General features: G+C 73.7%; 13 protein-coding genes. 8 read left to right on the top strand and 5 right to left on the bottom strand.

The features are described 5' to 3' along the window. The first annotated feature begins 158 nt into the window (after positions 1 to 158). Complete coding sequence (locus R2S09_RS16110) at positions 159 to 542, top strand: BlaI/MecI/CopY family transcriptional regulator (RefSeq protein ID WP_030172663.1); 384 nt, start codon at positions 159 to 161, stop codon at positions 540 to 542. 23 nt (positions 543 to 565) lie between these two features. Here R2S09_RS16110 and R2S09_RS16115 read toward each other — a convergent pair whose 3' ends face one another. Together R2S09_RS16115 and R2S09_RS16120 are read right to left on the bottom strand one after the other, a co-directional pair. After that, positions 566 to 2,908 (bottom strand): glycosyl hydrolase family 65 protein, encoded by a 2,343-nt coding sequence (locus R2S09_RS16115; protein ID WP_316741676.1) that lies wholly within the window; start codon positions 2,906 to 2,908, stop codon positions 566 to 568. After that, on the bottom strand, positions 2,905 to 3,660 hold the full coding sequence (locus R2S09_RS16120; RefSeq protein ID WP_316741678.1) for a beta-phosphoglucomutase family hydrolase: 756 nt from the start codon (positions 3,658 to 3,660) through the stop codon (positions 2,905 to 2,907). Before R2S09_RS16120 ends, R2S09_RS16115 begins: the two co-directional genes overlap by 4 nt. 168 nt (positions 3,661 to 3,828) lie before the next feature. Between R2S09_RS16120 and R2S09_RS16125 the strand changes: the two genes are divergently transcribed. From R2S09_RS16125 to R2S09_RS16145, 5 genes are all read left to right on the top strand, one after another. Beyond that, positions 3,829 to 4,581, top strand: coding sequence for a nucleoside/nucleotide kinase family protein (locus R2S09_RS16125; RefSeq protein WP_316741679.1), 753 nt, complete (start codon positions 3,829 to 3,831; stop codon positions 4,579 to 4,581). A 285-nt stretch (positions 4,582 to 4,866) separates the two neighbouring features. Continuing rightward, positions 4,867 to 6,492: a glycosyltransferase family 39 protein gene (locus R2S09_RS16130; RefSeq protein WP_399143972.1), complete on the top strand. Its 1,626-nt coding sequence runs from the start codon at positions 4,867 to 4,869 to the stop codon at positions 6,490 to 6,492. Between the two features lie 39 nt (positions 6,493 to 6,531). After that, positions 6,532 to 7,479 (top strand): MurR/RpiR family transcriptional regulator, encoded by a 948-nt coding sequence (locus R2S09_RS16135; protein WP_306191204.1) that lies wholly within the window; start codon positions 6,532 to 6,534, stop codon positions 7,477 to 7,479. Positions 7,480 to 7,849: 370 nt separating this feature from the next. Next, positions 7,850 to 8,230 carry a hypothetical protein gene (locus tag R2S09_RS16140; RefSeq protein ID WP_306191205.1) on the top strand — a complete coding sequence of 127 codons (381 nt, stop codon included), beginning with the start codon at positions 7,850 to 7,852 and terminating at the stop codon, positions 8,228 to 8,230. A gap of 65 nt (positions 8,231 to 8,295) precedes the next feature. Then, positions 8,296 to 10,764, top strand: a complete 2,469-nt coding sequence (locus tag R2S09_RS16145; protein WP_399143956.1) for a SpoIIE family protein phosphatase — start codon at positions 8,296 to 8,298, stop codon at positions 10,762 to 10,764. 36 nt (positions 10,765 to 10,800) lie between these two features. On the opposite strand, the gene R2S09_RS16150 is transcribed toward R2S09_RS16145, so the two are convergent. Continuing rightward, positions 10,801 to 11,373, bottom strand: a complete 573-nt coding sequence (locus R2S09_RS16150; protein ID WP_316741680.1) for a flavin reductase family protein — start codon at positions 11,371 to 11,373, stop codon at positions 10,801 to 10,803. 87 nt (positions 11,374 to 11,460) lie between these two features. After that, on the bottom strand, positions 11,461 to 12,300 hold the full coding sequence (locus tag R2S09_RS16155; RefSeq protein ID WP_306191207.1) for a hypothetical protein: 840 nt from the start codon (positions 12,298 to 12,300) through the stop codon (positions 11,461 to 11,463). A 325-nt stretch (positions 12,301 to 12,625) separates the two neighbouring features. On the opposite strand from R2S09_RS16155, the gene R2S09_RS16160 reads away from it, so the two are divergent. After that, positions 12,626 to 13,051: a Zn-ribbon domain-containing OB-fold protein gene (locus tag R2S09_RS16160; protein ID WP_306191208.1), complete on the top strand. Its 426-nt coding sequence runs from the start codon at positions 12,626 to 12,628 to the stop codon at positions 13,049 to 13,051. Between the two features lie 121 nt (positions 13,052 to 13,172). Here the strand turns inward: R2S09_RS16160 and R2S09_RS16165 are convergent, their stop codons facing one another. Beyond that, on the bottom strand, positions 13,173 to 14,528 hold the full coding sequence (locus R2S09_RS16165; RefSeq protein WP_316741681.1) for a glycosyltransferase 87 family protein: 1,356 nt from the start codon (positions 14,526 to 14,528) through the stop codon (positions 13,173 to 13,175). Positions 14,529 to 14,985: 457 nt separating this feature from the next. Here R2S09_RS16165 and R2S09_RS16170 point away from each other — a divergent pair, with 457 nt between their 5' ends. Further along, positions 14,986 to 17,718, top strand: coding sequence for a hypothetical protein (locus R2S09_RS16170; protein WP_316741779.1), 2,733 nt, complete (start codon positions 14,986 to 14,988; stop codon positions 17,716 to 17,718). Positions 17,719 to 17,839: the final 121 nt, after the last annotated feature.

The raw sequence follows: 17,839 nt of genomic DNA on the forward strand, positions 1-17,839 counted from the left end.
GGCATCGTACGAATCTACAAAAAGCAAAAACCAATCAAGTAAGGAAAGAAAACGGATCAAACAGCGAAATCAAGGACAACCTAACCCGCGCCGGGGCGCCCCGCCGGGCGGGACACCGCCGGACGGCTGACATCACTACGCGCTGTAAGGTTGAGGGCATGGCTGGTAGAGGGCCTCATGGCAGGACGGAACGGCGCAGCTCGGGTGAGCTGGAGAGTGAGGTCCTCGCGACGCTGTGGTCGACGGAGCGGCCGCTGACGCCGGCCGAGATCCAGCTGGAGATCGGCGGCGATCTGGCCTACAACACCGTGCACACCATCCTCAAGCGGCTCTACGACAAGGGTTTGGTGCTGCGCGAGGTCGACGGGCGGCGGGGCGCCTACCGGCCCGCGAAAAACGCCGCGGAGTTGACCGCCCAGGCCATGCACGAGGCCCTGGACCGGGGCCCCGATCCGATCGCCGCCCTGCGGCAGTTCGTGACCGGACTGAGCCCCGAGGAGGAGCGGGCCCTGCGCGAGCTGCTCACCAGGGGGCCCGCATGACGGTCCGCTGACGGTCCACGTCCTCAGCGGACGTTGGGGCGTCGGTGCGGGGGCTGTTCCGGGGACGGGAGGTGCTTGGGCGGGGGGACCGGGCGGGATGCGGGGGTGTCCGGCTGGAGGCGGAGGGCCTCGCCGTGGTGGCGGACCGTCAGTGCCGGTCCTGACAGCAGCGTGTACGTGGCGGTCTCCTGGGTGAACTCCAGGCGCAGCCGGCGGCCGCGGAAGAGCATGACGAAGGACAGGCGGCCGAACTTCTCCGGCAGCCGGGGCGAGAACTCCAGCGTCTCGCCGGCCCGGCGGGCGCCGCCGAACCCCGTCACCAGCGCCAGCCAGGTACCGGCCAGCGACGCGATGTGCAGCCCGTCGCGGGTGTTGTGCTCCAGGTCCTCCAGGTCCATCAGGGCCGCCTCGACCGTGTAGTCGTGGGCGAGGCGCAGATAGCCCGCCTGCGCGGCGATGACGGCCTGGATGCACGCCGACAGCGAGGAGTCCCGTACGGTCAGCTGCTCGTAGTAGGCGAAGTTCCGGGCGATGTGCTCCTCGTCGAACTCGGTGGCACAGGTGTACAGCGCCAGCACCAGGTCCGCCTGCTTGATCACCTGCTTGCGGTAGATGTCGAAGTAGGGGAAGTGCAGCAGCAGCGGATACTGGTCGGCGCGGGTGCCCTCGAAGTCCCAGCGCTGGAGGCGGGTGAAGCCCGCGTGCTGCTCGTGCACCCGCAGTTCGGGGTTGTAGGGGATGTTCATGCTCTCGGCGGCGTCCCGCCAGGAGGCGCTCTCCTCGTCGTCGGCGCCGAGCCGCTGCGCCTCCTTCGGGCAGCGCTCGACAACGTCGGCGGCGGCGAGCAGGTTCGCGCGGGCCATCAGGTTGGTGTACAGGTTGTCGTCCGCGATCGCGCTGTACTCGTCAGGGCCGGTGACGCCGTCGATGTGGAAGGTGCCGCGGTGGTCGTGGTGGCCGAGCGAGCGCCACAGCCGGGCGGTCTCCACCAGCAGCTCCAGCCCCGTGTCACGCTCGAAGTCCTCGTCGCCGGTGGCGGAGACGTAGCGCACCACGGCGTGCGCGATGTCGGCGTTCACATGGAAGGCGGCCGTGCCTGCGGGCCAGTACGCCGACCCCTCCTCGCCCCCGATGGTCCGCCAGGGGAACGCCGCGCCGCGCAGCCCCAGTTGGGCGGCGCGCTCCCGGGCGGCGGGCAGCGTGTTCTGCCGCCAGCGCAGCGCCTCGGCCACGGCGCCGGGCGCGGTGTACGTCAGCACGGGCAGCACGAACATCTCCGTGTCCCAGAAGGCGTGCCCGTCGTAGCCCGATCCGGTGAGCCCCTTGGCCGGGATCGCCCGCTCCTCGGCACGGGCCCCGGCCTGCAGCACATGGAACAGGCCGAAGCGCACCGCCTGCTGGATCTCCTCGTCGCCCTCCACCTCGACGTCCGCGCACGCCCAGAAGTCGTCGAGGTACGCCCGCTGTTCCGCGGCCAGGCCGTCCCAGCCGTCGTGCGCGGCGGCCGCCAGGGCGGCGTCGACCTGGTCGCTCATCGCCGGCAGGGAGCGGGCGCCGGACCAGCCGTGGGCGACGAGCTTGTCCACGCGCAGCTTCTCCCCCGGCTCCAGGACCGCGGCGACCGTCAGCCGGGCCAGGTCCGGGTGGCTCTCCCTGCTGGTCGTGGTGCGCTCCGGGCCGGAGACGACGTGGTCGGCGGCCACGGCCACGCGCAGTCCGCTGACGCGGGTGCGGTGCACCAGACGCAGCCGGTTGTCGCAGGCGAAGTCCTCCTCCGGCTCCAGCGGCGCCTGAAGGGCGATCGCCGCCCGCGGGTCGCCCTTGGTCTGCGGCAGCTGCTCGTTGGCGACGAGTTCGGACTGGATGACCACCCGCGTGTGGCAGTCGACCGCCTCCACCTCGTAGGACACCGCGCCGAGCGACCGCTGGGTGAGGGAGACCAGCCGGGTGGAGCGCACCCGGATCCGGGTGCCGGCCGGCGAGCACCACTCGCAGGTCCGCTCCATCACCCCGCGGCGCAGGTCGAGCACGCGCTCGTGGGAGACGAGCCGGCCGTAGCGCAGGTCGAACGGCTCGTCGTCGACGAGCAGCCGCAGGATCTTGCCGTTGGTGATGTTGATGACCGTCTGGCCCGACTCCGGGTAGCCGTAGCCGGCCTCGGCGTACGGCAGCGGGTGGGCCTCGTAGACACCGTTGAGGTAGGAGCCGGGCAGGCCGTGCGGTTCGCCCTCGTCGAGGTTGCCGCGCCAGCCGACGTGGCCGTTGGACAGCGCGAAGACCGACTCGCTCTGGGCCAGCACGTCCAGGCTGAGTTCCGTCTCGCGCACCGTCCACGGCTCCACCGCGTACGCACCGTGGGTGATCATGCGGCACCTCCCTTCTTGCCGGTGAGGAGCTCGGCGAGGTCCTTGACGACCACGTCGGCGCCGTGCGCGTACAGCGCGTCGCTCTGGCCGACGCGGTCGACGCCGACGACGTACCCGAAGTGGCCGGAGCGGCCGGCGTCCATGCCGGCCAGGGCGTCCTCGAAGACGGTGGCCTGCTTCGCCTCGACCCCCAGGTCCTGGGCGGCGGCGAGGAAGGTGTCCGGGCGGGGCTTGCCGGGCAGTTTCCGCTCGCGGGCGACCACGCCGTCGACCCGGACGTCGAAGAGGCGTTCGGCGTCGATGGAGCGCAGCACGTCCAGGGTGTTGGCGCTGGAGGAGACGATCGCCGTCTTCAGGCCCGCGGACCGGACCGCCTCGATGTAGCGCAGGGTGCCGTCGTAGGCCTCCACGCCTTCGGTGCGGATCTTCCGCAGGACGAGTTCGTTCTTCCGGTTGCCGACTCCGTTGACCGTCTGCGCGCCGGGCGGGTCGTCCGGGCTGCCCTCGGGCAGTTCGATGCCCCGGGAGGCGAGGAAGGTGCGCACCCCGTCGGCGCGGGGGCGGCCGTCGACGTACTCGTCGTAGTCGGCGACGGCGTCGAACGGCCGGAAGTCCGCGCCCTCCCGCTCGCGCAGGAACGCGTCGAACGTCTCCTTCCAGGCGGCCGCGTGCACCACGGCCGTCTTCGTCACGACCCCGTCGAGGTCGAAGAGGCAGGCCAGGATTGTCTGGGGCAGACCGAGCTCTGTCATACAGGGACCCTTCCCCATATCGCGGGCCCGAGAGGGTGTCACGCGCCACACGGGACGTACTTTCCGACATGCCTTTCGCATGCCTTCCGACAACTATCGGACCATCAGGCGCCCTCGGTGCGACGGCATGGAGGGCCAACCGGGTGACCGGGTGACACACTGTGGCCTGTGCCGCCGACCTCGACCTTCGACGATCTCCTCATCCGGGCCCGGTCCCTGGCCCGCGAGGGCCACCGCGCGATCCTCGGCATCGCGGGCAGCCCCGGCGCGGGCAAGTCCACCCTCGCGGAGCGACTGGTGCGGGCGCTGAACGGCGCGCGTGAGCCCTGGGTCGCTCATGTCCCCATGGACGGCTTCCACCTCGCCGACGCCGAACTGGACCGGCTCGGCCGCCGGAACCGCAAGGGCGCGCCGGACACCTTCGACGCGGCCGGGTATGCGGCACTGCTGCGCCGGCTGCGGGAGGAGTACCGGGGTGCGGCGCCGGACGGCGGCGAGACGGTGTACGCGCCCGGCTTCGAGCGCGTCCTGGAGCAGCCGCTCGCGGGCGCGATCCCGGTGCCGCCGTCCGTCCGGCTGGTCGTGACGGAGGGCAACTACCTGCTGCTGGACACCGGTGCCTGGGCTCGCGTACGGCCGCAGCTGGACGAGGTGTGGTTCTGCGAGCTCGACGAGCCGGAGCGGATCCGCCGGCTGGTCGCCCGGCACGAGGAATTCGGGAAGGACCACGAGCGGGCGGTCGCCTGGGTCCTGGGCACCGACCAGCGCAACGCGGACCTGGTGGCGGCGACCCGCGACCGGGCGGACCTGGTCGTGCCGGAGGCGCTGGTGCGGGGCGGGCCTGCCGCGCCGGCACCCGGTTCGGACGCGGGCGCGGACGCGGACGCGGACGCCGGCGCCCGCGCCCGAGCGGCCGGGTGAACTCCCGCCCGCCGGCGCCCGTACCGGTGGGTGCGGCAGAGGGTCTGCCGGTACGAGCCTGGAGTGGTGACGCGGCGGATGACGGTGGGCGAACAGCACCCGGCCCTGACCCCAGGGCCCCTCGGCGACGGGTCCCCTCGGGCGTCCGCCGGTGAGACGTCCGCCGGGCCGCCGGGCGCGGCCTGGAGCGCCGGGGCGGCGCGCGTGTACGCCGGGCTGCGACGGCACCGGCGGTGGCTGGTGCCGCTCGCCGCGGTCCTGCTGCTGGCGCAGATGGCCGTCGCGATGGTCACGGCGGCGGCCGAGCAGACCCCCACCATCGACGAGCCCGTCTACGTCGGTACGGCGGCCGTCTACCTCCACGAGCACAGCCTGGCGTACAACCCCGAACACCCGCCGCTCGGCAAACTGCTGATCGCCGCGGGGGTCGCCGCCGCCCGCCCGCACTTCGACGCCTCGTTCACGGGCGACCAGGGGCGGCTCGGGCGGCATCTGCTGTACGAGTCGGGCAACGACCCGTGGCGGCTGATGCTGTGGGCCCGGTCGCCGGTGATCGTCGCGGCCCTGCTGTTCGGGCTGGCGGTGTTCGCGTTCGCCCGGGAGCTCGCCGGCACCGCGGGCGCGCTCGTGGCCCTCGCCCTGTACGCGTTCTCGCCCGATCTCATCGCGCACGGCTCGCTGGCCACGCTGGACGTGCCCGCGGCCGGCTTCATACTCCTCTCGGCGTGGCTGATGTGGCGGGCACGGCGGCGGCCCCGGCCGTACGTCCCCCTGGCCGGGGCGGCGCTCGGCGCGGCCGTGGCGACCAAGATGAACGCGCTCCCCGCCGTGCCGGTGCTGCTGGCGCTCGCGGTCCTGACGGCCTGGCCGGGAGGCCGCCGTTCCGCCGCCGACGGCGGCACCCGGGCCGGGACCGCCCGGGTCCTGGCCGCCGGTGCCGGACGGGCCGCCACCGCCGGGGCGGCCGCGGTCGCCGTCGTGTGGATCTCGTATCTGGCCGTCGACCCGCACCTGCGCCCGCCCTCCCCGCACACGGTGCCCGCCGTGCACGGACTGCGCGGGGCGCTGGTCGATCTGCTGCCGCTGCCCGGGGCGTACCGCGACGGGATGCGGATCCAGTTCGGGCTGGAGGCCCGTCCCTGGCAGGGGTTCCTGTTCGGGCATGTGTACACCGGGGCGCGCTGGTACTACCTGCCGGTCGCGCTGCTGGTGAAGACGCCGCTCGGCGCGCCGGCCCTGTGGGCCGCCGGAACCGCGGCCCTGACGGCCGTGCGACGGCTGCGGCGCGCGGCGCCGTACGTCCTGGCCCCGCCCGCGGTGCTGCTGGCCGGGGCCATGCACTCCTCGCGCGACTTCGGCACCCGGTACGCGCTGTTCCTGCCCATGTTCCTGGCCGTCGCCGCGGCCGTTACGGTCACGGTCGCGGCCGGCGCGGTCCCCGTCCCGGCCGGTGCGGTCCCCGTCGCGGCCGGAGCGCCGACCGTCCGCCGCGCGCGGCGGCGACTCGCCGTGGTGGCGGCGCTGGTGGTGTTCGTCGCGGTCAGCTCGCTGCGGACGTTCCCGTACTACCTGCCGTACTCCAACGAGGCGTTCGGCGGGCCGGCGAAGACCCATCTGCGGCTGCACGACTCCAACGTGGACTGGGGCCAGGACCTGGGCCGGCTCGCCGACCGGCTGCGCGCCCGGTACCCGCGGGAACGGGTCTGGCTCGTCTACAAGGGCAGCGGGGTGCCCGCCTTCTACGGCATCCACGCGGCCGATCCGCGCGGGGCGCCCCCGGAGCGGGTGCACGGTCTGCTGGTGGTGTCGGACTCGGCGGCCGCCAAGGCGAAGGGGCGGCTGGCCGCGCTGATCCGGTCCGCCCGCCCGGTCGGCGAGGTCGGTCACTCGATCACGCTCTACCGGCGGTGAGCCCTGGTCATGACGGTGAGTGAGCTATGTTGAACCTCTGTGGGAGACAATGAAGGCGCCCAGGCGCCATCGCCGCAGCAGGCCCGGGCACAGGCGTCCGCGATCACCGCGGGCAAGACGGTGCCGGAGGCGGAGGCGGCCCCGGCGTCCCAGCTCAGAGAGCTGTTCGACGGCCCTCACCTGTCTCCCGGGCAGCGCCGCATCGCCCAGTACCTGATCGAGAACATCGCCGAGGCGGCCTTCCTGTCGATCACCGAGCTCGCGGACCGGGTCGGCGTCAGCCAGCCCTCCGTGACGCGGTTCGCCGGCGCGGTCGGCTTCAGCGGTTACCCCGCGCTGCGCGAGAAGCTCCAGTCCATCGCGCTCCGGACACTCGCGGGCGGTCCGGGCGCGGCGGAGGAGGACCGGGGCAACGAGCTCCAGGCCGCGATCGACGCCGAGATCGAGAACCTCGAGAACCTGCGCCGGGACCTCGCCGACCCCGACCGTGTGATCAGCGTCGGCCGCGAGCTGTCGCGGTCCACCCCGCTGACCGTGCTCGGGCTGCGCATCTCCGTCTCGCTCGCCGAGTACTTCGCCTACGCCGCACGGCGCATCCACCCCGACGTACGGCTGGTCACCCACGGCGGGAGCGTCGCCTACGACGCGCTGCTCCAGGCCCGTGAGGCCGGCGGCACCTGGGTGCTGGCCTTCTCCATGCCCCGGCACGCGCACGAGACCCTCACCGCCGTCCGGGTCGCCCGCAGCGCCGGGTTGAGGGTGGCACTGATCACCGACCTGGCGCTCGGCCCGGTGGCCGACGAGGCCGACGTCACCTTCGCCACCGGCACCGGCTCCCGCCTGGTCTTCGACTCCTACGCCGGGCCCGGTGTGATGTGCGCGGCCCTGCTCCAGGCCATGACCGACGCGGATCCCGAGCGGACGCAGGCCCGGCTGGAGGAGTACGAGCAGCTCGCGGACCAGCACCAGTTCTTCCTCAAGGAATGACCGCGTCCGCCCTCCGTCCGTCCTCTGTCCGTCCTCTGTCCGTCTCCGTCCGTTTTCCGTCATACGGACCGGCCGTCCTCCGTCCTCCCCCCTCTCCCTCGCTGCGGACTGATCGTTCGCGGAACCGGTCGGAACGTATGAGGAGCATGCCGTTCAAAGCAGGCATGAATGTTTTCATACGTCTTGCAAAGAGGATGGCATATATAAATACTGCTCACGGATCGCGGCCGGCCCACTCCGGGCGCGTTCCACGGGGCGTCCGGTCGGGCACCGCCTGCGCGTGCGCCCGCGGCGGCCCCGGTCATCCCCTAGGCCGGGGCCGCCTCGCCCTCGTCGGACCACCCTCCACGACGCCGCACACCCGGAAGCGATGATCATGCCTGTGACGACCACGCGCACCAGCCCGGACTGGCCCTGCCAGGTCAAGGCCCCCGGAAGCTACGACTGGGAGCGTTCGGCGACCAGGTGGCTGCGCGAACTGGTGCCCGCGCGCTACGGCAGCTACCCCGCACTGGTGCGGCACCCCGTCCTGCTCGCCCGGCACGCGCAGATCCAGGTCCAGCAGGAGATCCGGGTGGCCCGCACCGCCCTGCAGACCGCCCGCGCCGACCTGCCCCGGCTCGGCATGCCGGAGTCGGTCATCGAGCACACGATCAAGCTGTACGCGGCGGAACTGCTGCAACTCCAGCACATCGCCCGCAGTGTCCGGGCGGTGTCGGAGGCGCTCGTGGGGCGCGGCGGCGGCCGCTGAGAACCCCTCCTCACCGTCTTCTCGCACGAATACGGACCGACAATCCTGTGATCAGACCGGTTCCGATGTGCAATGCTCGTCCCGTGACCAGCGATTCCGGCTTCTCCGCGGACTCCGGCCCCGCACCCGACACGGCGGCGCTGGCGAGGATGGTGGCCAGGCAGCGGGCCGAGATGGACCGACTGCAAGAGCGAGCGACGACCTCCGCCGTGGTCGAGCGGGCCAAGGGGGCGCTGATGGCGCTGACCGGCTGCTCCCCGGAGGCCGCGCACGAGGAGCTGCTCCAGCGTGCCAAGACCGCGGGCCGCACGCTGGTGGAGGAGTGCTGGATCACGCTCGGCACACTGGTGCCTCCGCTCACCCACACCGGCGGCGCGACGGCCCCGGACGCCGCGCCGACCACCTCCGCGGCCCCGGCCGGCCCCGACCTCGGCAGCATACGGGGCCCGGCCCCGTCCCCCGGCGCCGCCGCACCCGCGGCGGGCGCACCGGGCGGCGACTCCGCCGTCCTCGCGGTGCTCGGCCGGGCCCTGGTCCGCGCCGGCACCCCGCACGACCTCGCCCACTGCCTGCGGGAGCATCTCGCCGAACCGGCCGGGGCGGACGCGGTGATCCTCTACCGGCGGCTGCCGGCCGGAGGACTGGAGCTGATCGGCCACGCCGGCGTCGACGACACCCTGGCGGACCAGTGGCGGCACGTGCCGCCGCTCAGCGGGGTCCCCGCGCTGGACGCGCTCGACACCGGTGAGCCGCGCTGGCTGGAGAACTCCGCAGAGGAGGCGGAGGACAACGAGCGGCACCTGCTGATCGGCGACCCCGCCGAACGGTGGCGGTCGCGTGCCTGGCTGCCGGTGGTGGGTGGGAGCCCGGCCCACGTGGCCATAGGTGTACTCCGCTCCCAGGACGGGCCGTTCACCCCGAACGCCCGGGAACTGCTGCGCGGTGCCGCCCGGCTGTGCGCGGGCCGGCTGCGCTCCTTCGACGCCCGCCCCGAACAGCTCTCCGAGGGCGCCCCGGACGCCGTCCGCGCCCTGTTCGAGGCGCTGCCCGGCGCCGCCCTGCTGCTCACCCCGTTGCGTTCGGCCTCGGGCGACGTCGAGGACTACCGCATCGACGCCGCCACCCCGCAGACCGTCGACGTGACCGGGCGCGGCGGACGCGAGCTCACCGGGCTGCGGATCCTGGAGTGCTGGCCGGCCGTCGCCGAGGAACCGCTGTGGCAGGGCTGGCTGGGCGTCCTCGGCACCGGTGAGCCCTACGAGAGCGAGCCGTACGCGCAGCAGGAGTTCGTGGCCGGCGCCCAGGAGCTGTCCACGTACTCGGTGCGGGCCACCCGCGTGGGCGACGGGCTGCTGGTCACCTGGCTGCGCCAGGACTCCTCCGACCGGCAGGAGCAGCGCCTGGCGGACCTCCAGCGCCTCGGCCGTCTGGGCTGGGCCACCTGGAACCTGGTCACCCGCGAGGCCGTCTGGTCGTCCCAGGTCTACACGCTGTGCGAGCGCGACCCCGTCCACGGCCCGGTGCGGCTGGAGGAGCTGCCGAAGCTGGCTCTGCCGGAGGACGAGCCCGCGCTCGCCCGGGCCGTGCGGGAGCTCCTCGGCGAGGGCAAGCCGTTCGACGTGCCGTTCCGGATCAGTACGCCGGCCGGTGTGCGGCACCTGCGGGCCGTCGCCGAGGCCGTGGCGGACGCCCAGGGCACACCGGCCGAGGTCCATGGCTTCATGCAGGACCTCACCGCGCAGCGCAGCGCGGAGCTGGCCCTGGTGGAGAGCGAGCGGGCGATGCTGGCGCAGCACGGGATCCTCCAGGCCGAGCGGATGCTGGCCGGCCGGCTCCAGCACGCGCTGCTGCCGCTGCCGCGCCGGCCCGTGCGCCTGGCCGGGCTGCGGGTGGACCTCGCCTATCTGCCCGCCGAGTCCGGGATCCACGTCGGCGGCGACTGGTTCAGCGCCATCGAGCTCCCCGGCGGGGACGCGCTGTTCGTGGTCGGGGACGTCGCCGGGCACGGCATCGACGCGGTGGCCACCATGGCCCAGCTGCGGTTCACCGCCAAGGGCATGATCTTCACGGGCTCCTCGCTGACCGGGGCGCTCGCCCGGCTGAACACGCTGCTGCTGCACTCCCGCGACTCCCACGGCACGGCGACCATGGTGCTGGCGCGGTACCAGCCGGACGAGCACCGGCTCCTGTGGGCGCAGGCCGGCCATCCGCCGCCGCTGCTGCTGCGCCGGGGCGAGGCCCGCTACCTCGAACGCCCGCGCGGGGTGCTGCTGGGAGCGGCCGAGACTCCGCACTTCGAGCAGGCCGAGTGCCGGCTGGAGCCGGGCGACCGGCTGCTGATCTACACCGACGGCCTGGTCGAGCGGCCCGGCGAGAGCATCCACCAGGGTCTGCAACGCCTCGCCGAAGCCGCCACGGCCCATCGCACGGACGCACCCGGCTCCCTCGGCCCGCTGCTGGCCGCGATGCTCAAGGGCGAGCGGCGGGACGACGTCTGCGTCCTGGACATCCGGGTCCCGGCGGAACCGGTGTAGCCCGGCCGGGCTTTCCCGATCCGCCCGGTGGCCGGGTCAGCCCACCGGGTGGCCCGGCGCGATGGCGGCCGCGTCCGTCAGACGCAGCAACGGGCCACGCCGTCCGCCCCGTTCGTCCGGTTCGCCGTGTTCACCTTGTTCGCCCCGTTCACCTGGTTCGTCTTGTTCGTCTTGTTCGTCGCGCCCGGTCCGCCCCCCTGACTCCACCGGCTCCAGCACAAAACCCACATGGTCCCCGCCGTCGGTGCGCAGGACGATCCGGCCGACGAACCAGGCCGGCGCGTCGTCGAGCACGACCGCCCCGCCCGGCCGCCGGGTGCACGGCACATGAGCGAACTTGTCCACGGCGTCGTCGCCGGTGCTGCCCCCGAAGAGCTCGGCGAGGGCGTACTGATCCCGGGCCAGCAGATGCACGGCGAGCCGGTCCGCCCTCCCGGCCACCCGGAAGGTGCGGTTCGCCTTGGACAGCCACACCACGAAGCGCAGCGGATCGATGGAGCACTGCGAGGCGAACCCGACCAGGCAGCCCGCCCGCTCCCCGCCCGCCGCGGCCGTCACCACGTACATCTCGGGGTCGAGCCGCCCCAGGAACGCGTCCACGCCCGTCATGCCGTAGCCCTCCGTCCGCCGCGCGCCGGTCTCCGTGCCCCTCCGACGGCACCAGCTCAGCACATCACGGCCGCGCCCGCCCGTTCGCTACGCCTCCTGCGTGGCGGCGAGAAAGCCGTGCAGGGAACGCGTCATCGCGGCCACGAAGGCGCCCTGGCCCGTGTCGTCGAGTGCGTCCAGCGACAGATACGGGTTGAGGTCCTCCAGCTCGACCAGCAGCAGTTCCCCGTCCGGGGCACGGCAGGCGTCCACGCGCTGGATGCCGTGGTCGAGGGCGTTCCACTCGACGAAGCGCCGGGCGAACTCCAGGTCGTCCCTGGTCGGTTCGTACGGCCGCAGCTCCCAGCGCCGCCCGGGGTCCGGGGCGTACAGGGCGTACTGGAAGTCGTGGTCGACGAAGTAGAAGGAGATCTCGTGGGCGAAGTCGATGTGCGGCTGGGCGAGGACGGTGCCGTCGACCAGGCCGGGCAGCCGGTCGGCGGTGACGATGCGCAGCCCTATGGAGTCGGCGCCCAGTTTCGGTTTGACCACATACCGGTCCGCGACGGGCAGCAGACGCAGGTCCTCGGGACGGTCGACGGTGGGGATGACCGGGTACCCGGCGGCGGTCAGGTCGAGGAGGTACTGCTTGCCGGCCATGTCGCCCCGGCCCGTGAGCGGGTTGTAGACCCGTGTTCCGCCGGCCAGGGCCCGTGTCCGGAAGTCGTCGTAGGCCTCCCGGTACTCCAGGACGGGTCCGCTGTTGCGGACGACGACGGCGTCGAAGGCGTCCATCAGGGCCGCCGCGTCCCGCGGGTGGCACAGGGCCAGGTCGAACTCCTCGCGGAGGCGTGCGGTCAGCCGTATGTCCTCGTCGCAGTAGCGGCGGCCGCGCGCCGGATACGCCAGGTCGGTGACGTACAGGAGGCGGGGGCGTGCGGACGGCATGCTGGGGGCTCCTGGGGTGGTGGTGTATCCGGTGGAAGGAAGGCGAGGAAAGGTTACTGCGGGCAGGTCGGAGCGCTCGCCCGACCCTCGGCCGCCTTCGCCCACTGCACTGAGTGCCATGGTTCCCGGAGCGGGCTCCCCTCTCCCCCTCGACTGGCGGTACTCCGTACCGCGATCGACTCAGATTTTGGTACGGAGTACCTTTACGTCTGGCACTGAGTGCCATACTCTGTTGGCCGTGCACGGTGGCACGGGTACCGCGCACGGGTGTGCACGGGTGGTCCGGGCACACCGGATTCCGGCCGAGCGCAGGGAGTTGACCAGCGTGTACCACTACTCAGGCAGCGCCGCTCATGCGGATGCCGGCTCCACGGCGGGCTCCGCGACCGGCCTCCTCGAGCCCGGCGCCCGCGATCAGGACGCCCTGTACTTCCAGCGCTGCACCTGGTGCGGGACGGCGATGTTCCACCGGGTGCTGTGCCCGGTGTGCCGCGGCAGCGAGCTGCGCACCGAGCGCAGCGCGGGCACGGGCACGGTCCGCCACTCCACGGTGGTGCACCGCAACACCCCGGCCGCCCGCAATGTGTCGCTCATAGAGATGGGCGAGGGCTTCGTCGTTCGGGGCCGGGTCATGGGGCCGCTGATCGGCATCCACGGCGGCGACCGGGTGCGGCTGTCCACCGCCAAGGACCCGGTGCGGGGCGAGCCGGTCTTCCAGCTGGTCGACGAGCCATACAGCGCCTGGAGCTGACGGCCTCCCGGCCGCCGCCGTCACAACAGCACCCCCGGGTGCGGCAGGTCCCGCGACCGTTCCGGTCCGGGGACGCCGGCACGCTGTTCCTCCCGGGCCGGTCCTAGGGGTTTCTCGTCGATCAGGCCGGATCAGGGAGCGGTGGCCGGCGGTGGGGGTACCTCCCACGCCGTTCAGGCAGTGGGGGAGCACCGCAAGGCGCAGGAGGGAGTCGATCCGGAGCATCGGCGACCGACGACAACGCCGCGAGGTGCGGTGCCAGGCGCCGCGAGCCCGGCGTGGTCGGCGAAACACCCCCCAGGGCCAGGGCCAGGAAGGTCAGCACCGCGCAGACGGCGTAGACGCTGCCCGGCCAGGCGAGGAGCTCGGGGTACGGGCCGGGGTGCGCCAGCCGGTCCTCCGCACCAATGAGACGCGGCACGAGGCGGGTGACGGTGACCAGCGCCCACAGGGCGAGGGCGACCCGGCTGAGCGGTCGCCGCCGGCCGGGGCCGTGGGCCAGCCAGATCATGGCGGGCACGCACCAGATCCAGTGGTGGCTCCAGGAGATGGGGCACACCAGCAGCCCGTACAGCTCCACGGTGACCAGGACGCCGAGCAGGTCGCTCCGCCGGACGCGGCGGTGCAGGGCCCAGGCCGCCGAGAGGGTCACCAGGGCCAGCGCCGCCCACCACAGGGCCGAGTCCGTCACGTCGGGGCCGAGCAGCCGGGTGAGCGCTCCGCGCAGGGACTGGTTGCGCACCGACCACACCGGGCCGACCCGCCCTGTGTCCGTCACCAGGTCCGACCAGTACCGTGCCGACGCGTCCGGGGCGACGCACCAGGCCAGGACCACGGTCGCACAGCCGGTCGCGGCCGCCCAAGCCGCCGCGCGCCACTGCCGGGTGGCCAGCAGATACAGTCCGCCGACGGCCGGGGTCAGTTTCACCGACGCCGCCAGACCCACGGCCGCGCCGCGCCCCGCCGCCGTACCGGACAGGGCAAGTCCCCCGAGGACGACAGCGCCCAGCACCAGGTTGACCTGGCCCTGGTCGAGGGTGTGCCGCACGGGTTCGAGCCAGGGTCCGGCGGCGGCCCAGAGCAGGGCGAGATCCCGGACGCGGGCGCCGGGGCCCGGGGACAGCAGCCGCAGGGCGCACACCGTGATGACGAGCAGGGCCGCCAGGGACACCGCCTGCCACAGCGCGACCAGCACCGCCCAGGGCAGGTGTGCCAGCGGGAGGAACAGCAGCGCGGCGAAGGGCGGGTAGGTGAACGGCAGTTCGGGGATGGGCGGACCGGTGCGCACCACGTAGTCGTACAGACCGCCCGAGAGCACGTGCGGTGAGGCCTCGCGGTAGACGCGCAGGTCCAGCGGGTGGGGCGGATGCGTGGCGACGGTCAGCACATACAGCGCCAGGGAGCCGGCCAGACACCAGCCGGCGCGAGCGGTGAGCCACTCGCCGATCCCCCGGCTCCGGGCCAGGATTCCCTTCACTCCACCAGCTCCGTCACGTCAGCGACGCCGTCACACCCGCCGCGACACCGGCCGGCCGGCGGTGCCGGCCCTGTCCGCGGCGCCCACAAACTAGCCGGAGGCACATCCCGCGAAACGCCGCCACGCGGAGAAACGACCCGCGGAACGTATGTGTCATCCCGGCTCCATCTGCCCGTCCGCCCCAGGTCGGACCACCGCAACCCCCGGCCCGGAACCACCGGTTCGCCCCCGGTTGGCGTGATCGTGTCGCCGGCGCCGCCCCGCTTCCCTGCACAGGCAACCCACAGCCCGGCAGCCCCGTCCTCCGGGACGCGAGCGGCCCTCGGGACCGACGGGGCGTCTGAGCTCGTGTGCGGCAGGACGTGCGCGCCTGCCGGGGATTCCAAGGAGGGGACCATTGATCCGTGCCCGGATCCGTGCCCGGTGCATAGGTGTCACCGCCGTGGCGTTGCTCGCCATGGCGGGGCCGGCGCCCGCGTCGGCGCAGCCTCAACCGCCCCATGCCGACGGGCCGTTCGCGTCGAGCGCCGACGGCGGCGGGCTTCCGCCGGGATGGCGTGTCACTGGCGAAGGGACCGCCCGGCAGCTGGAGTGGCACTCGGCCACTGCGGTGCCCATGGGTGACGCGCGTGTCGAGTTCTACGCGGGCGACCGGCTGATCGGGCGCCCGAGGCCCGGCGAGGACGGCCGCACCTTCCGCCTTGCCCTGGGCAAGGCCCGCACCACCGACCTGGACGGCCTGCAAGTCCGCGCCGCCGGGCGGCGGTTGGACACCTCCGGCGCCACGGCGCACGCACCCGGCCGCAGTTCCCTCGCCGCGGTGCGGCCGCCCGCGCCGCTCCCCGCGAACGGCGTCGACCCGGGCCGACCGGGCCCGTACCGCACCGTGACGGGCGAGTACAGCCTCAAGGCGGTGCGGCTGCCCGGGTTCCCGGCCCCCGTCGAGATGCGGGGCGTGGTGGTCGCGCCGCAGGGCGCCGCCGGCCGCCGGCCGCTCGCGCTGTTCCTGCACGGCCGCCACGCCACCTGCTACAAGCCGCACAGCGAGGAGGTCACCGGCGACTGGCCCTGCCCGGCCGGCACCCGGCCGATCCCCGGCTACCGTGGCTATCTCCAGGACCAGCGGCTCCTGGCCTCGCAGGGTTATGTGACGGTGTCGATCTCGGCCAACGGCATCAACGGGCAGGACTGGGCGGCCGAGGACGGCGGCGCCCAGGCCCGATCCTCGCTCGTCAGACAGCATCTGGCCCGGTGGGCCGACTGGGCCGGCCACCCGTCCTCCGCACCCGACGCCGTACGCCGCGCGCCGACGGCGGACCTGTCGCGAGTTCTGCTGACGGGGCACTCGCGCGGCGGCGAGGGCGTCAACCGGGCGGCCATGGACAGCCTCTACCCGCCGCCCGCGGACCAGGACGGCTACCACGGGCCCGCCCGCTGGCACATCAGCGGCACCGTGCTGATCGGTCCGACGATCTTCGGCCAGAATCCGGTCGCCGACGTGCCGTCCGCGACGATCCTGCCCGGCTGCGACGGCGACGTCTCCGACCTTCAGGGCGAGGTGTACGTCGACGGCACCCGCGGTGTCAGCCGGGGCACCGCCCTGCACAGCGCGGTGTACGTGGTCGGCGCCGACCACAACTTCTTCAACACCGAGTGGACCCCGGGCAAGGCGCAGGCGCCCGCCGAGGACGACTTCTACGACGACCCCGACCACCGGGACCCGGTCTGCTCGCCGGGCACCCGCACCCGGCTGACCGCCGACCAGCAGCACCGGGCCGGCGCCACCTACATCGCCGCGGCGGCCCGGCTGTTCGTCGCCGGGGACGACCGGGTGCGCCCGCTGCTCGACGGCTCCGGTCTCCGGGCGCCGTCCGCGGACCCGGCGCGCGTGCTCACCCACGCCGTCGGCGCCGGCCGCACCGGCGGCCTCCTGCCGGACGGGGCGGTCTCGGTGACCGGGGGCCGGCTGTGCTCGGCGGTGGACCCCAGCCCGTCCGCGGCCTGCCTCGGCTCCGGCACCGCCGGCCTGTCACCGCACTTCGCCCAGTGGGACACCGCCCGGGAGACCGGCCGCCGCGCGGTCGCGCTGCGCTGGTCCGCCGCCGGACCGACGGCACGGATACGGTACGCCGCGCCCGTGTCGCTGAAGGGTTCCGGGAGGCTGGCGCTGCGCCTCTTCGTGCCGCCGAACACCTCCGGCACTCGGCTGGACGTGGCCCTCACCGATGCCTCCGGCCGCCGGGCAGTGCTCGGCCGGGTGAGCGTCGACGGACTGCCGGGCACCGAGCGGACCGCCTCCTACTGGGCGCGCGAGCTGCGCGTCCCGCTGACCGCCGCCGCCCGCGCCGGGCTCGACCTGCGCAGGATCGCGGCGCTGGAGCTGACACCGCGCAGCCGCTCGGGCCGTGCCTGGCTGATGGACGCCTGGGGCTGGCGCCCCGGCACCCCGGCGGTACGGGCGGCCGCGCTGCCCCGCGTCGACATCGGCCGCCTCACGGTCAAGGAGGGCGACTCGGGCGTGCGCACCTACCGGGTGCCGGTGCGGGTCTCCGGCCACGGCACCGGGCAGATACGGCTGTACGTCCTGGACCCGGTTACGGGCAAGGCCGGCGACCGGCTGGTGACGGTACGGCCGGGCGGCCACGCCGTGGACGTGCCGGTGCGGGTGCAGGGCAACACGCGCTTCGGTGAGGATCTGCCGTACGACGTGGTGGTGAAGGCGGTGCACACCTCGGTGGTCGGCTCGCACCGGGGCGGGGTGACCGTCGAGAACGACGACCCGCGGCCCACCGTCACGGTCACGCCCGTGGCCGACCGGGTCACCGAGGGCAAGCCCCTGAAGTGGCGGATCGGCCTGTCGGCGCCGGCCGACACCGACATCCTGGCGGCCTTCCTCGTACGGCCCGTCCCGCAGGGTCCTCAGCTGTCCACGAAGGACGTCGACGCGGGGTGGCTGCGGGACGTCTCCGGCGAGTCGCCCGACCCAGAACGCCCGCTGTCCCAGGTGCGGGGCCTGTATCTGGTCGCGGGCTTCCGGCCGGGCGAGGTGAGCACCGAGGTGACGGTCCCGACGGCTCAGGACCGGGTCGAGGAGCCGGCCGAGTCGGTGCGCTTCCAGCTGACCGACGACTCCTGGGAGCCGCAGGAGGGCGGCGCGCTGCTGACGGGCACGGTGCTGGACGCGTCGTAGGGCCTGTCCCGCCGGACAACTCCCGTCCGGCCAGAGCCTCTTGCCAGGGCAGGGTCTCCCGCCGGGACCGGGGGGTCGCCTGCCGGGGCGGGGCCTCCCGCCGGGACGGGGACCGTGCCGT

The sequence above is a fragment of the Streptomyces sp. MK7 genome (assembly GCF_032658145.1).
Classification (GTDB): Bacteria; Actinomycetota; Actinomycetes; order Streptomycetales; family Streptomycetaceae; genus Streptomyces; species Streptomyces spiralis.